This is a genomic window from Oceanobacillus alkalisoli (assembly GCF_021556485.1).
GTDB classification, from domain to species: domain Bacteria; phylum Bacillota; class Bacilli; order Bacillales; family Amphibacillaceae; genus Oceanobacillus; species Oceanobacillus alkalisoli.
On record NZ_JAKGBW010000003.1, the window covers coordinates 42609 to 57380 of the forward strand.

General features: G+C 38.4%; 17 protein-coding genes. 4 read left to right on the forward strand and 13 right to left on the reverse strand.

Annotation, left to right across the window (positions count from 1 at the left end):
• Positions 1-38: 38 nt before the first annotated feature.
• Together parE and LZD48_RS04125 are read right to left on the reverse strand one after the other, a co-directional pair.
• Positions 39-1994, reverse strand: coding sequence for a DNA topoisomerase IV subunit B (parE, locus tag LZD48_RS04120; protein WP_235761472.1), 1956 nt, complete (start codon positions 1992-1994; stop codon positions 39-41).
• Positions 1995-2323: 329 nt separating this feature from the next.
• Entirely contained in the window at positions 2324-2740 is a 417-nt protein-coding gene (locus LZD48_RS04125) for a CoA-binding protein (RefSeq protein WP_235761473.1), read from the reverse strand.
• Between the two features lie 223 nt (positions 2741-2963).
• On the opposite strand from LZD48_RS04125, the gene plsY reads away from it, so the two are divergent.
• From plsY to yidD, 3 genes are all read left to right on the forward strand, one after another.
• The gene (gene plsY, locus LZD48_RS04130; protein ID WP_235761474.1) at positions 2964-3545 is read left to right on the forward strand and encodes a glycerol-3-phosphate 1-O-acyltransferase PlsY; all 582 of its coding nucleotides are present in this window, start codon (positions 2964-2966) and stop codon (positions 3543-3545) included.
• A 218-nt stretch (positions 3546-3763) separates the two neighbouring features.
• Complete coding sequence (gene folE2, locus LZD48_RS04135; protein WP_235761475.1) at positions 3764-4693, forward strand: GTP cyclohydrolase FolE2; 930 nt, start codon at positions 3764-3766, stop codon at positions 4691-4693.
• 8 nt (positions 4694-4701) lie between these two features.
• Positions 4702-4941 carry a membrane protein insertion efficiency factor YidD gene (gene yidD / locus LZD48_RS04140; protein ID WP_235761476.1) on the forward strand — a complete coding sequence of 80 codons (240 nt, stop codon included), beginning with the start codon at positions 4702-4704 and terminating at the stop codon, positions 4939-4941.
• 72 nt (positions 4942-5013) lie between these two features.
• Here yidD and LZD48_RS04145 read toward each other — a convergent pair whose 3' ends face one another.
• From LZD48_RS04145 to LZD48_RS04170, 6 genes are all read right to left on the reverse strand, one after another.
• Positions 5014-5313: a hypothetical protein gene (locus LZD48_RS04145; protein ID WP_235761477.1), complete on the reverse strand. Its 300-nt coding sequence runs from the start codon at positions 5311-5313 to the stop codon at positions 5014-5016.
• Between the two features lie 2 nt (positions 5314-5315).
• Positions 5316-5738 (reverse strand): acyl-CoA thioesterase, encoded by a 423-nt coding sequence (locus LZD48_RS04150; protein WP_235761478.1) that lies wholly within the window; start codon positions 5736-5738, stop codon positions 5316-5318.
• Positions 5739-5862: 124 nt separating this feature from the next.
• Positions 5863-6093 carry a small acid-soluble spore protein Tlp gene (gene tlp, locus LZD48_RS04155; RefSeq protein WP_235761479.1) on the reverse strand — a complete coding sequence of 77 codons (231 nt, stop codon included), beginning with the start codon at positions 6091-6093 and terminating at the stop codon, positions 5863-5865.
• A gap of 61 nt (positions 6094-6154) precedes the next feature.
• Positions 6155-6736, reverse strand: coding sequence for a TlpA family protein disulfide reductase (locus LZD48_RS04160; RefSeq protein ID WP_235761480.1), 582 nt, complete (start codon positions 6734-6736; stop codon positions 6155-6157).
• 144 nt (positions 6737-6880) lie between these two features.
• Positions 6881-9586 (reverse strand): aconitate hydratase AcnA, encoded by a 2706-nt coding sequence (acnA, locus tag LZD48_RS04165; RefSeq protein ID WP_235761481.1) that lies wholly within the window; start codon positions 9584-9586, stop codon positions 6881-6883.
• A gap of 233 nt (positions 9587-9819) precedes the next feature.
• A complete protein-coding gene (locus LZD48_RS04170; RefSeq protein WP_235761482.1) occupies positions 9820-10914 on the reverse strand; it encodes an ATP-binding protein in 1095 nt (364 codons plus the stop codon).
• A gap of 433 nt (positions 10915-11347) precedes the next feature.
• On the opposite strand from LZD48_RS04170, the gene LZD48_RS04175 reads away from it, so the two are divergent.
• Complete coding sequence (locus tag LZD48_RS04175) at positions 11348-11809, forward strand: DUF2621 family protein (RefSeq protein WP_255770522.1); 462 nt, start codon at positions 11348-11350, stop codon at positions 11807-11809.
• A 20-nt stretch (positions 11810-11829) separates the two neighbouring features.
• On the opposite strand, the gene LZD48_RS04180 is transcribed toward LZD48_RS04175, so the two are convergent.
• The 5 genes from LZD48_RS04180 to sirA all read right to left on the reverse strand — a co-directional run bounded on the left by LZD48_RS04180 (position 11830) and on the right by sirA (position 14657).
• On the reverse strand, positions 11830-12312 hold the full coding sequence (locus LZD48_RS04180) for a CcdC family protein (RefSeq protein WP_235761483.1): 483 nt from the start codon (positions 12310-12312) through the stop codon (positions 11830-11832).
• A 55-nt stretch (positions 12313-12367) separates the two neighbouring features.
• Positions 12368-13072, reverse strand: coding sequence for a cytochrome c biogenesis CcdA family protein (locus LZD48_RS04185; protein ID WP_235761484.1), 705 nt, complete (start codon positions 13070-13072; stop codon positions 12368-12370).
• 170 nt (positions 13073-13242) lie between these two features.
• Entirely contained in the window at positions 13243-13842 is a 600-nt protein-coding gene (locus LZD48_RS04190; protein WP_235761485.1) for a DNA-3-methyladenine glycosylase, read from the reverse strand.
• Between the two features lie 99 nt (positions 13843-13941).
• Entirely contained in the window at positions 13942-14163 is a 222-nt protein-coding gene (locus tag LZD48_RS04195; protein ID WP_235761486.1) for a YneF family protein, read from the reverse strand.
• A gap of 44 nt (positions 14164-14207) precedes the next feature.
• Positions 14208-14657, reverse strand: coding sequence for a sporulation inhibitor of replication protein SirA (gene sirA, locus LZD48_RS04200; protein WP_235761487.1), 450 nt, complete (start codon positions 14655-14657; stop codon positions 14208-14210).
• Positions 14658-14772 lie beyond the last annotated feature (115 nt).

Sequence of the window (14772 nt, forward strand, 5' to 3'; positions counted from 1 at the left end):
GAGACATTGCTTCCTAACTAAACACGAATAAATAATGATTATTCTTTTCTTATTTTTTCATTTTCAATAATATTGGTTTCTTCGTCCAAGCCAAATTTTACGTTCGATTCAATCCAATTTCGACGTGGTTCCACTTTATCGCCCATTAAGGTTGTGATTCTTCTTTCGGCACGGGCAATGTCTTCAATTGTTACTCGTATTAGTGTTCGTGTTTCCGGGTTCATCGTCGTTTCCCATAATTGGTCGGCGTTCATCTCACCAAGACCTTTATAACGCTGAATGATATAACCGTTTTTAAATTTATCTATCGCATCTTTCATTTCATCTTCTTCCCACGCATAAATGATTTGCTCGTTTTTACCTTTACCTTTTGAAATCTTAAATAATGGCGGGAGTGCAATAAATACTTTACCAGCTTCAATCAGATTTCTCATATAGCGGTAGAAAAATGTCAAGAGGAGCACTTGAATATGAGCTCCGTCTGTATCCGCATCGGTCATAATAATGATTTTATCATACTGGACATCTTCCAAGTCGAAGTCACCGCCGACTCCAGCACCAATAGTATGGACGATTGTTGCGATTTCTTCATTTTTAAAAACGTCTTCAAGCTTAGCCTTTTCCGTATTGATTACTTTACCTCTTAACGGCAAGACAGCTTGGAATTTGCGGTCCCTTCCTTGCTTAGCTGAGCCCCCGGCAGAGTCTCCCTCCACTAGGTATAGTTCATTTTTCTTCGGGTTTCTGGACTGGGCTGGGGTCAATTTCCCACTTAGAAGTGAATCTTTTCTTTTACGTCTTTTCCCTGTCCGGGCCTCTTCTCGTGCTTTTCGTGCAGCTTCTCTCGCTTCCTTCGCTTTAATGGATTTATTGATTAGAAGTTTTGAAGTGTCCGCATTTTCTTCGAGGAAATATGCCATTTGTTCCGATAGGACAGCATCAACTGCTGAACGGGCTTCTGGAGTACCGAGTTTCGCTTTCGTCTGTCCTTCAAACTGCAGCAAATCTTCTGGGATCCGCACGGAAACAATTGCAGTCAACCCTTCTCTTACATCCGTTCCCTCTAGATTTTTATCTTTTTCTTTTAAAATAGAAGTTCTTCTTGCGTATTCATTGATTGTTCTTGTAATTGCGCTCCTTGCTCCAAATTCATGGGTTCCTCCGTCTTTCGTGCGTACATGGTTGACAAAGGATAGCATGCTTTCTGCGTACCCGTCATTAAATTGAAATGCAAATTCCACTTCAATCCCGTTATGTTCTCCTTCAAAAAAAGCAACAGAATGGAGAACATCCTTCTCTTCATTCAGATAATCGACGAATGACTTTAATCCATCCGGATACTGAAAAACATCCTTCGTCTCCGATCGTTTATCTTCCAGTTCAATTTGCAGATTTTTTAATAAGAATGCTGACTCACGCAGTCTTTCAGAGATTGTTTCATAATCATATACGGTTGAGGTAAAAATTGTTTCATCCGGTTTAAAATGAATAATTGTCCCTGTTTTTCTCGTTGGTTTCCCTTTTTTCAGCGTACCGGCTGGTTTACCGCCATTTTCGAATCGCTGAAAATAGGTGTAACCATCCCGGAAAATAGTTATTTCCATCCATTCGGAAAGAGCATTCACAACAGATGCACCTACACCATGGAGTCCACCGCTCGTCTTGTAGCCACCTTGACCAAACTTTCCCCCTGCATGAAGGACAGTAAAGATGACCTCTACCGTTGAAATCCCCGTTGCATGCATCCCCGTTGGAATTCCTCTTCCTTTATCTGTAACAGAAATACTATTATCTTTATGTATCGTCACGTTGATTTCATTTCCATAACCAGACAACGCTTCATCTACCGCGTTATCAACGATTTCAAAAACGAGATGATGGAGACCTCTTTCATCGGTACTCCCAATATACATTCCCGGCCTTTTCCTGACCGCGTCTAGTCCTTCTAACACTTGGATGGAATCATCGCTATATCGATTTGCTTGATTAGCCAATTTTGATTTTCCCCTTTCCACCTGAACCCATTCACTGCTTTATTCCCTGCTAAACTTTTTCTTTATCATACATTAATCTTAGAACAAATGTTTGTAAATGTAAACATAAACATTGCAATCATAAGCTTTCACTAAACTATCTTAACCTAAAAAAAGAAAAAAATATACTGTAAGCATGATTTTCGTTGCTTTCTTAATCCTGAAATACTTAACCTACGCAGTCCGAAAAGTTCGTGATCCTTTCGTGTAATGAGTAATACCAACAATTTAATCATAAAATCCATAAAGAAAAAAAGAACAGGATGAGTTTATTCATCCTGTTGATCTGTCTATTTAACTAATACAGCATGGACTACTTTAATGCAAAGATCCATAATGACGGTAAAGTCTCTTTCTTTCAAGTAGTGATAAGCTTCTTCATTGATAATTCCTTGCTGTGCCCAAAATATTTTGCAATCTGTTTCAGCTGCATCCTTTGCAACATCTGGCAAATGTTCAGGACGTCGGAAAACGTTGATAATATCAATTTTATCTGGTACATCTTTGAGCGTTGGATATGCCTTTTCCCCAAGAACTTCATCTACGGTCGGATTGACAGGAATGATACGGTAACCTTCTTCCTGCATAATTTTCGATATTTGATAGGCGGTCTTCTCTTCATTTTTTGATAATCCCACGACTGCTATTGTCTTGGCATCTTCTAAAGTCTCTTTCAATTTTTCTTTCGATGGATTTTCCCAGCTCATGTTTTTCATCCCTTCTTCAGAGTCTCATACATCAAGTCATTCTAGTCACATCATAAGTAGAATAAGCTGAATAGTCAACCGTATCACTTTCTTGCATGCTTTTTTTACTTGGAATTTATTCTTACTGCAGAATAAATTCCAAGTAACGGTACTTTTTAATCGAAATTCATGCTAGAATAAGCATAGTACAGCTTCAAAAAGTTGATGGAAAGTAGGATGAATGATGGAATTTGTATTATTTGCAATTATCGCTTATTTATTAGGTTCGATTCCTTCTGCTTTATTAGTAGGTAAAATCGCTTTCAATAAAGATATCCGCGAGCACGGAAGCGGAAACCTTGGAGCTACAAATGCTTTCCGAGTGCTCGGAATGAAAGCTGGAATTATCGTTACGTTATCTGATATCTTAAAAGGAACAGCAGCAACGGTAATCCCGATTCTATTCGATGCTTCTGTCCACCCGCTCATTATCGGCCTATTCGCGGTTATCGGGCACACTTATCCGATATTCGCTAAGTTTAAGGGTGGTAAAGCAGTCGCAACATCGGCGGGGATTATATTGGGGAGTTTCCCATTATTATTTGTCATTATGATTATGACCTTTCTACTCTCCCTATACTTATCCAAGTATGTTTCACTATCTTCTATCATAACTGGAGCAGTCACGATTCTTATCTCGTTGTTTTATAAGGACATTGTCTTAATTATCATTATTTCACTCCTTACTTTGTTTGTTATCTACCGTCATAAGGAGAACTTGAAACGAATTAAAAATGGTACCGAACCGAAAATTACTTGGATGTAAAAAAGAAGTGCTCTTATCAAGGGGTACTTCTTTTTAGTAGAGGAAACCTGCGACTTCCATCTAAGCACAGAAGCCCCCCACCGATAGCAAGAAGTATCGGTGGGGGGCTTCCAGTAGGATTTTTCGAATTCTATTCTCAGCGAAAAACGTTTAAATTGAATAAGATTAGGTGTTTCGTTATACTGAAATCTAGTCAATGATAGAAAGTAGGAACGATTATGACTCAAACAAAAATAAATGCATTCAAACAACTTCCTCAAAAGAAGGAAAGACATAAATTATTCGGCTCTGTGGAACCGATCGAAAAAACAAAACCAATAGAAAAAGATAAGATGCATGATATTCAGAATGAAAAGAAAGACTTTCTTTTTGAATTGGATGCGGTTGGGATTGCAAACGTCAAACATCCAATAATAATTGAAAGCAATATGAATCCTAAAACACAAACAACTATTGGAACGTTCAGTTTCAGCTCTTCCCTGCCCCAAACGAGCAAAGGAACGAATATGAGCCGCTTTACTGAACAACTAAATAACTATTATAAAGATGGCCTCATTATAAGTTTTTCTTCTCTAAAGACATTTGCAAAAGGGTTAAGTGAGCGCTTGGAGCAACAGGATGCTACAATTGAGATAAGCTTTCCATGGTTTTTTGAAAGAAAGGCTCCACACACAGAACTTAGCGGATTAAATCATGCAGACATTACAATGACAGTTACGTATGATAAGTTATCTGGTTACACCATGCGTGCAAGTCTTGGCGGTAAGGTGGCTACGCTTTGTCCGTGCTCGAAGGAAATTAGTGAATATAGTGCTCATAATCAAAGAGGCAATATTACAATGGAAATCGAGTTTACAGAAGATTTCACGGAGAATGATGCCGATTGGAAATTCCATCTATTAGAAGCAGCGGAAAGCAATGCTTCAAGCAGATTATATCCTGTTCTAAAACGTCCAGATGAAAAAGTTGTCACCGAAACTGCTTATGAAAATCCGCGTTTTGTAGAAGATATGGTGCGGCTTGTTGCAGCTGATCTTTATGAACTGGACTTTGTGTCTAAATTTAAAGTAAGCTGCAGAAATGAAGAATCCATTCATCTGCATGATGCCATTGCTTCTGTTAGTTTCGACAAATCTGCGAAAAAGTAGTGAGTAACATGAAATATATTTTTATTGGACTCGTAAGGTTCTACCAACTTGCAATAAGTCCGTATACGCCTGCGTCTTGCAGGTTTTATCCGACTTGTTCCAGTTACAGTCTGGAAGCATTCAAACGATTTGGTGCCATCAAAGGACTGTATCTCAGCGTTAAACGGATAAGCAAATGCCATCCATTCCATCCAGGTGGTGTTGACTATGTACCTGAAAGGAAAGAAAAACAGAAGAAGACCCGATAATTGGATGCATCATCCAATCACCGGATCTTCTTTTATTACGATGCGATTATATGGAAAAAATCCTGCTTTCATTTACAGATTAAACCTTTTAATCTGTTCCCAAATTGCTTCTTTGCGGAGAATTTCTCGTTGATATTCCCCAAATAAATCGTAATGAGGATATTTGTCTTTATAATCAATCCAATGTTCATCAAGCTCATGACTTCTTCCCCAAGTTTTCAGCTTTTCAATATCACTACATCCTACCTTTGTTACGGTATCACAGCCTGGGAACCGTTCATCAATCCAGTAATGCGTCAGAAACGCGATTTGACCGCTACTGACTTCTAGCTTCCAACGATGTAATTCTTGCCGATTAATTCCAAAAGCCATTTTTATTCACCTTTAATCTCCTTACTATAAATATCATGCCATTCTGGAAATTTCCTTCTCAGTGATAAAGGGCGAAACGTATCTTTATTGACGATAACATGTCTAGTCAAGCCTCTAACAGCAACTTCACCATCTTCTCCAACCACTTCATAACCATAAGCAGAACGAATTCCGTCATATTCTGCCAACCATGTATCAATATATACGGTTTCTCCGTAACGGGTCGGCTTAATAAAGGAAAGCTCTGCATCTATAACCGGCGAAACGACACCTTGTTTTTCCATTTCCACATAGGACAGTCCTAAAGCTTTAATGAATTTCGTTCTGCCAATTTCAAACCAGATCAAATAATTGCCATGATAAACAATACCCATTTGATCTGTTTCCTGGTAGCGTACTTCTATTGGTGTTCTTACTTTATTCAAAATAAATACCTCCATTATCCTGCTGTTTCATCAATAATATGTATAGTAATATCGTATCACGAATCCATCTGCCTGCAAAAAAACAAGACCTCAAAATTAGATGATTTTGAGGTCTTGTTTTTAATTATTTATCTTGATGATGTGATTCATCTTTAATTTCTTCACGAAAGCCTTCAATAGCTTCTTTGCGACGTTTATTTTTAGCTAAAATCTGCTCTTTCCCTATTTCATCAGAGAACTCCAGCGTACCTTCCGCTTCTTCGATATTTTCTAACGTATCATGGATCATATGCTGCAGTTTTTCCACGTTATCACTGCGATCATCCGGCTTTGGTTTGTTTTTATCTGGCGACATATAACTACTCCTTTCAACTGTAGTAGTTGTATGTTTTACAGGAACAAGTGAAAATATGCAATTAATTTAATGTGTTAAGCATTTCTTCCATAAATTCGTAATCCATTGGCCCGACATGGCGTTGTTCTTGGATAATACCCTCTGAGTTGATGAAATAGGTTGTCGGCAATGTGATTACACCATAATCCGTGCCAGTCGCCCCATCGCTGTCCAGTGGGCTTGGAAATGTATATCCAAATTCCTCGAGGTAGTCCTTTACCTTTTCATCTTTTTCATTAAAATTAACAGCAATTACCTTAACATCATCTTGATGAGCGTCATAAAACTTCTGCATTTCTGGCATCTCTTCGCGGCATGGCGGACACCAGGTTGCCCAAAAATTGAGGATCACTTTTTCGCCTTTTAATTCGGACAGGCTGACTACTTCACCGTCTAATGTTTCCAGCGAGAAGTCAGGAGCAGCTTCTCCAGGTTGGATACCAACGCTTTCAACAGGTGCAATCATCCCGCCTGAAACCGATGTATCTCCTGTCACATCATATCGATTTGGCCCCGCTTCTTCATTTTTATCGGCAGCTATATCTCCAATCATGATTCCGACTAAAATAACAAGAAAACTGATTCCAAATATTATTTTTTTCACAATATCTCCCCCGACTTTCTTAACCTTACTTTAATAGTAATTTGCATAAGGAAAGAAGTAAAGATATTAGCGTCATTGTTCGGAAATTAGTCAAGAAAGAGCCGCTAAGCATTTGCTTAGCGGCTCTTATCTTTATAGTGATGTTTAAGCTAATTTTTCACGTAGAACCATTTGCAAAATTCCGCCGTGACGGTAGTAGTCGATTTCAACCGGGCTATCAAAACGAGCGATAGCTGTAAACTCGGTAACTTTATCGTCTTCTGCTACTGCAGTAACTTTTACCGGGCTATTTGGTTGTACATTTTCGTCGATATCAACATGGAACGTTTCTTTACCTGTCAAGCCAAGTTTCTCAGCACTATCGCCTTTTACAAATTGAAGTGGTAATACACCCATCATGACAAGGTTCGAACGGTGGATACGTTCATAACTTTCCACAATAACCGTCTTAATACCTAAAAGGTTCGTTCCTTTTGCAGCCCAGTCACGGGAAGACCCCATTCCGTAGTCTTTACCACCGATAACAACTAATCCGGTGTTATCTTCTTTATATTTCATTGCAGCGTCATAAATTGGCATTACTTCTTCCGTTGGCCAGTAGGTTGTGTAGCCGCCTTCTGTACCCGGAGCAAGTTTATTACGAATACGGATGTTCGCAAATGTACCACGCATCATAATCTCGTGGTTACCACGACGGGAACCATAAGAGTTGAAGTTTCTAGGTGATACACCTTTTTCTTGCAGATATTGACCAGCAGGCATATCTTTCGCAATTGCTCCTGCAGGTGAAATATGGTCTGTTGTAACAGAGTCACCGAAGTAACCAATTGCACGTAAATTACTTAATTTCTCAACCGTTCCTGCCTCTTTTCCTAAACCTTCAAAGAATGGCGGATTTTGAATATATGTCGAGTCCTCATCCCATTCGAATAATGGTTCGTCTGTTGTATCAATAGCGTTCCATTTTTCATTGGAATTAAAGACGTTCTCATACTCTTTACGGAAGATTTCCGGCGTTACAACTTTCGCAACTTCTTCTTTAATTTCTTGTGCTGTCGGCCAGATATCATTCATGTATACTGGTTTTCCATCTCTATCCGTTCCAAGTGGGTCTTCATTTAGATTAATATCCACTGTACCTGCTAGTGCGTATGCCACAACAAGTGGTGGGGATGCTAGGTAGTTCGCTTTAACAAGCGGGTGAATTCTCCCTTCAAAGTTCCGGTTACCGGATAATACGGAAGAAGCGATTAAATCGGAATCAACAATTGCTTTTTCGATTTCTTCCAGTAAAGGACCGGAGTTACCGATACAGGTTGTACAGCCATAACCAACAAGGTTAAAGCCAAGTACATCCAAGAATTTTTGTAATCCGGCATCTTCCAGATAACGGGTTACAACTTTAGATCCTGGTGCCAACGAAGTCTTAACATAATCAGGTACTTTCAGTCCTTTTTCGACTGCATTTTTCGCAACTAAACCTGCACCTAACATTACATATGGGTTAGACGTGTTTGTACAAGAAGTGATTGCAGCGATTGCTAGGGAGCCTGTCTTCAGGACAGATTCCTTACCATTTTTATGGGTAACGGTCACTTCTTTATCGAATTCAGACTTATCTTTTCCAAATCCTTGGTTGCCCTCAGGAGCTGTAATGGCTTTATTGAATTCCTTTTGCATATTAGATAAAGAAATCAAGTCTTGCGGACGTTTTGGTCCGGATAAATTCGGCTCTAATTCAGACAGGTCGATAATGACAACGTCTGTATATTCTGGATCGCCGTCTTCCGGGTCGTACCATAGACTGTTTTCTTTACTGTATTTCTCAACAAGGTCAATTAGTTCTTGACTTCGCCCTGTCAAATGTAAGTAGCTTAATGTTTCTTCGTCTACAGGGAAGAAACCACAAGTTGCACCATACTCAGGAGCCATGTTAGAGATCGTTGCACGGTCAGCTAGCGGCATGTCTTTCAGGCCTGGACCGAAGTATTCTACAAATTTACCTACTACATTTTTCTCACGTAGCACTTGCGTAACTTTTAGGGCAAGGTCTGTTGCTGTAGTTCCATTCGGGAAACTTCCAACAAACTTAACCCCAATCACCTCTGGTGCCGGGAAATAGGACGGCTGACCGAGCATTCCAGCCTCAGCTTCAATACCACCAACACCCCAACCGAGGACACCAAGTCCGTTAATCATCGTCGTATGAGAGTCTGTTCCTACAAGTGTATCTGGAAATGCTTCGAACTCTTTCGCTTCATTTTCAAGGGCGTGCACAACATTCGCAATATATTCCAAGTTAACCTGGTGAACAATACCTGTTGCTGGAGGAACAGCACGATAGTTGTCAAACGCTTTTTGAGCCCAATTTAAGAATTCATAACGTTCAGCGTTTCTTTCAAATTCAATGTCCATGTTCGCTTGTAGGGCATTTGGTGTACCATATTGGTCTACTTGTACGGAGTGGTCGATAACTAAATCAACCGGTACTTCAGGATTAATCTTGTCTGGTTCGCCCCCCATATCCACCATTGCTTTTCTTAAAGAAGCTAGGTCAACAACGGCCGGAACCCCAGTGAAGTCTTGCAAGATAACACGCGAAGGTTTGAATGGTACATCGACACCTTTCGCATCTTTCTTACCCCATTTCGCAAGTGCTTTGACATGTTCATCTTTAATTTGATGGTCATCATGTTGACGAAGTACGGATTCTAAAAGAACTCGTACAGAGAATGGCAAGCGGCTAATTTTGCCGAGACCTTGTTCCTCTAAAGTTTTCAGATCATAGTAATTGTAGGTCTTGTCGTTTAATTCAAATTGCTTTCTCGCTTTAAATGCATCATTTGACATTCCATACTACCCCTTTCTAAGTTGCTACCAGTCTATGTTGTTCGTAAACTGGTACTTTATCATCCCATCACACTTTAAAAAAGAAAGAATAATAAACCTTTACTTATATACTATCGGATTGTAAGCGATAAAACAAATCATTCGTCAATTAAGCTGTATATTAAATTATTATTCTAGTTGATAAGTTATACTTATACAAAAAAGAATGGACAGTTTGCCTGTATTGTCCATTCTTAATGATTAAACGTTTTTGGGAAAATTATTTGAAATGTGCTGCCTTTCGATTCATTTCTGAAGAATTTAAGAAGTCCGCCATGTTGTTCCATTATTTCTCTTGTAATATTCAATCCAAGACCTGTACCATTTTCCTTCGTAGTGAAAAATGCTTCCCCCAACTGATCCATTAGTTCCTGTGGTATACCGATCCCTTCATCCACTACGTTGATAATCGTTTGTTCTTTCATGAAATCGACGGAAATGCTAATGTCTCCTGGTTCTTCCATTGCCTCAATCGCATTCTTTACTAAATTGATCAATACTTGTTTGATCTGAGATGGATCACAGTAGATAACTCCGGAAATTGACTCATCATATTTGATTGTAACGTTTTTAAATTTTGCCTGGGATTGCAATAACACCACTACATCACTGATTAGTTTACCTATATGTTCTTTTTTCTTTTTATTTGAAGATGGTTTTGACATAAATAGAAGTTCTGATGTTATGGATTCAATCTTTTCAATCTCATCTTCCATAATCCTGTAGTATTCTTCTTTATGATTCACTCCTGCTTTAAGCAACTGCAGAAATCCTTTAATTGATGTTAATGGGTTTCTAATTTCATGGGCAATACTTGCAGTAAGCTGACCTACGACAGACATTCTTTTTGCTTGTACAATCATTTCCTTTGCTTCTTTATAAGCCGTCAAATCCTTCAACAACCCAGCAACATATTTGCGATTACTTGACTGATCTTCAATTCGAGCTAAGCAAACCTCCACGTAAACGGTGTGATTATTCTTATGGATAAGTTCAACATGTATGCCTTCTTTTCTTTCTGCGGCTAAATATTGTTCTACACACTTCGGCTCGAGGGGTTGAATTCGTTCATACCACGGGTTGCCAATAAGCTCTTCTTGCTTATAACCTAATAATTTTTTAATCGATTGACTGACAAAGCAAATCCGATCCTTTTCATCCCAGACAATAAAGGCATCATTTAAATGGCTTCCCATCCATTCCAATATATTCGTCGGCAATTTGGGAAAATTGGAAAATAATAGCTGTTGTTGATCAAACTTTAGTGAATAAACTTCCCCTATCTTCATTCAATTGTCCCCCTTTATAATTAGTTAAAAGCTAAGAACTTCCCCCTTTAAAGTAAAAACGATAAAACGCTATGTAATATTATGTTTATGATCTGTTACAGTTTTTATTCTAATAGAATCAATTGTCATGATTCTATCGATTATAATACTTGTTACTTAGACCGTTTATTCATATAATAATGTTACGTATATTTTCTATCTTACTATAAAATATTCTAAAAATAAATTATTCAATTGTCTATCATCCCATTATTAGTAATTTTGTCATAAAGTGAAACTTCATTCAGTGAGAATCACTGAATGTTAGTTGAACAGAATCAGGGATTTACGGACTGTTCATTCCCCACTTCACATTTTGGGCTTCCTTCATGTTTAGAGGTGGGGGATTACAGACCGTTAATGCGTGATAAAGTAAAGAAATAGGTGAATATTATTGAGTATAATACTTGTGTTGTGGGGATTTCTTCTAATTTCGCTAATGGGAATTGGCGGTTTCTTCATGTTCCGTAAATTCTTAAAGAGTTTGCCGAAAGAAGATGGGAAATCTGTCTTGGATTGGCAAGAGCATTATGTCGATTTGACCAAAGATATGTGGGCGGATGAGGAAAAAGCATTATTGGAGGAACTTGTTTCCCCTGTTCCTGAATTATTCCGTGATGTCGCTCGTCAAACAATTGCCAGTAAGATTGGTGAAGTTGCTCTGGATAAGAAGGAAGAAATGATAACGCAGGATACATTGATTGAAGGTTACATCGTCGCCACACCGAAACGTGACCATAAATTTCTGCGTAAAAAACTAAAAGAAAAAGGAATTCCTGTGGAACCTTATGAACATTTATTCCAGCTTTCTAAAAGCGACTATCGTGACAACTGGCAGGAGAGTTATAAAAAATAAAGACAAACAAGCACCTGGCTCTATGCAAGGTGCTTTTGTTCTGTCATTGACTTTCTAAGTTGCAAGAATTGATAGAGCATGGCAATCCGCCATGTAAGGATCATCCCGAACGCAAGCATAAAGAAGATTCCACCCGTCTCTCCAAGTGAAATATAGCCACTGATTAATACCTTTAGTGCTAAACGAACGACAAGAAGTCCAAATAGGATAAGTGGAAATGCTTTTGATGGATTTAAATAAATTTCACCGTCATGAATTTTAAATTTCGATGATTTAATCAGGATAATAGAGAAAACCATCCCAAGTGCAAAGGATTCAATGACTTGGAACCAGCTGATTTGAAATATCGGGAAGATATACATCAGAGCTCCGGTACTCATAAATAGAGGCGGTAAGATGATTTTTTTTAGAGATGCAGGTCTCTTCCCCATTTTCAATCGAACAAAAATCATAATGACAGCCATCATTGTGGCTCCGATTGTACTAGCAATACCCCAAAACATGTTTTAATCACTCTTTCAAAATTACTTACTCCCTATTATATCATTAATATCTTTATTAAAAACCGGAGAATCCAAACCAGTCAGCGAGATATGCTGTGACAACGGTCATCCAGTCAAAGAAAAGGGCCACACCGAAGAAAATCATTACATAGCCACCAACTTTAACAATCTTCATGCTATGGTTTCTAATCCAGTTCATTCTGCCGATAAAGAATGCCATAACGAGGAATGGAATCGCAAACCCTAAAATATAGGCAATCATCATAATCATTCCTAGCTCTGGATTAGAGACTGCAAGTGAGAACACCACCGCTAGGATTGGCCCGGTACATGGTGTCCAGCCAAGAGAGAATGCAATACCAATCAATAATGTACCAAGATAACCACTTGGACGATTTTTAAACTGAATTTGTCTGTTTTTCATCAGGAATTTAAAGTTTAAAATACCAACAATGACCAATCCAAAGAATATAATTAAGATGGCCCCGACTTGTCTAATGATATCTTGATAAGTCAAGAGAAATTCAGAGATAACCGAAGTTGAAAAACCGATTGCAATAAAAATACTCGAAAAACCGATTAGGAAAAAAATCGTATGAAGTAATGCTTGCCGATTCATTTTTTTATTATCTTCTTTCATTTCATTAATGCTCATGCCAGTAATATAGGATAAAAATACCGGGTACACAGGTAAGACACAGGGTGAAACAAAAGAAAGAAATCCAGCACCAAAGGCTAGAAATATATTGATTTCTGACATATAATCTCCCCTACATTTTTATTATGTGCATCTATTTTATCAGAAAGGACATGTGGTAACGCCCTTGTTTTTGACAATTAGACAACACTTACATCGTTTTGCGATGTTCTCGAAATAAGTATATAAGAAACGTAAATCCGTGCCGACGGATTTACCCTGTAAACGTATACTTATCTCGAAACATAGGAGTTACCGGCCATCCAAAAACGGTAAGGATAGTCACGGGCTTCTTCTGTATTTGGTATTCCAATACGCGGTCCTGTCATGATTTCATCAATCCGGGCACCTTCTGTGATATATAATGGTTGTTTATATATTGGTTCGCCATACATTTGCATCGTTATCCCTAGCGCTTTCGTCAGTTTCCCCGGTCCGCTCGTCAAATTTTGTATTTTTTTGACTGGACGTTTTTGCATCATTAAGTCTACTCCACTATACGGTTCAATCGCGCGGATAAGGACTGCTTCCGGCTCACCAACTTCTCCGCTCACGATATTCAGGAGGCAATGGGTATGCATTTGATACGTGTAAATAAGGCCAGCTTGATGATACATAATTTCCGTTCGCTTCGTTCGCCTGTATCCATAACTATGAGCTGCGCGGTCCAGAGCACCGAGATAAGCTTCTGTTTCAACAATCACCCCAGAACTTAATCCTTCTTCTGTTTCATGGACAAGTATTTTACCGATAAGTTGTTTGGCAAGCGTGAGCGTCGGCTGCTTATAGAAACTTTCGGGTAGTAATTGAAAACTATTTTCATTGGTTATCATTCGGCATTTCCTTTCTGGTGATTATACGATATATAAAAACCACTCTGTTCTGTTCCATTTTAACAGAAAAAGTGGTTTTGGATTTGTATGATGATATTTTTACTTATCTACCTGGTTATTCATTGCGCGCATCATTTGATTAATCTTCTTTTGTGATGGCTTTTGGCCCATTTGCATCATTAATGTACGAAGCATTTGCTCATTGATTGGCGGATTCTTTTTCAAGTAGTTCATCATATATTTTCTTGCGATAAAAAACCCAAGAGCAACACCTGCTACTAAAGCTGCAATAGCAATTAATACTACCCAAATTGTGCTCATGTCTGTCTTCCTCCTTCGTTACTCTCTTCATCAAGTATATATAATCATGGGTAAGAATACAATATTTGATTATTGATCAATTTATGATTTTTAACAGATAACCAACCATAATCATTCAAACGATTATTTATGACAAAATAAAATCCTGGTGATTGACGAAGGATTGGAAAAAAGAATTCTTCTGCCTCTTGAATGGATGAACAAGTTAGTTCAATATGGTGACCATCCTCATAGATCGTCAAACTTTTACCTTCCCAAAAAAGCTGTATGTATTTATCTTTCTTTTCTACGTTCACGTCATCGGTTAAGGTTCGCAGATAAGCTGCAATGAGCGATAACTGGAGTGGTTCAATGACATAATTATATTGTAACTGCAAATAAGTTAGCTTCGGACAATCCTTAAACTCTTTAAAGAACCGGAACAGTACCCCCGTCTTATAGAAATAATGTACGGCTATCTCAGCTTTAACAGAAAAAATAGAATACGTATACATGGAAAGCACTCCTTTTCATCCCATTATACGTATTCCGCGACACGATTACTGTCATATTCTGTTGTAAACTTCCACTAGTTTTGTCGATTAAGAGACCGGATCTCTAAAACAGCTG

Excerpts from the sequence above, each read along its gene's own strand:
- LZD48_RS04125 (WP_235761473.1), bottom strand. The coding sequence starts at position 2,740 with ATGAGCTGGGAAAATCCATCGAAAGAAAAATTGAAAGAGACTTTAGAA.
- plsY (WP_235761474.1), top strand. The coding sequence starts at position 2,964 with ATGGAATTTGTATTATTTGCAATTATCGCTTATTTATTAGGTTCGATT.
- acnA (WP_235761481.1), bottom strand. The coding sequence starts at position 9,586 with ATGTCAAATGATGCATTTAAAGCGAGAAAGCAATTTGAATTAAACGAC.
- LZD48_RS04180 (WP_235761483.1), bottom strand. The coding sequence starts at position 12,312 with ATGTTTTGGGGTATTGCTAGTACAATCGGAGCCACAATGATGGCTGTC.
- tlp (WP_235761479.1), bottom strand. The coding sequence starts at position 6,093 with ATGTCGCCAGATAAAAACAAACCAAAGCCGGATGATCGCAGTGATAAC.
- yidD (WP_235761476.1), top strand. The coding sequence starts at position 4,702 with ATGAAATATATTTTTATTGGACTCGTAAGGTTCTACCAACTTGCAATA.
- sirA (WP_235761487.1), bottom strand. The coding sequence starts at position 14,657 with ATGTATACGTATTCTATTTTTTCTGTTAAAGCTGAGATAGCCGTACAT.
- folE2 (WP_235761475.1), top strand. The coding sequence starts at position 3,764 with ATGACTCAAACAAAAATAAATGCATTCAAACAACTTCCTCAAAAGAAG.
- LZD48_RS04195 (WP_235761486.1), bottom strand. The coding sequence starts at position 14,163 with ATGAGCACAATTTGGGTAGTATTAATTGCTATTGCAGCTTTAGTAGCA.
- LZD48_RS04190 (WP_235761485.1), bottom strand. The coding sequence starts at position 13,842 with ATGATAACCAATGAAAATAGTTTTCAATTACTACCCGAAAGTTTCTAT.
- LZD48_RS04185 (WP_235761484.1), bottom strand. The coding sequence starts at position 13,072 with ATGTCAGAAATCAATATATTTCTAGCCTTTGGTGCTGGATTTCTTTCT.
- LZD48_RS04145 (WP_235761477.1), bottom strand. The coding sequence starts at position 5,313 with ATGGCTTTTGGAATTAATCGGCAAGAATTACATCGTTGGAAGCTAGAA.
- LZD48_RS04170 (WP_235761482.1), bottom strand. The coding sequence starts at position 10,914 with ATGAAGATAGGGGAAGTTTATTCACTAAAGTTTGATCAACAACAGCTA.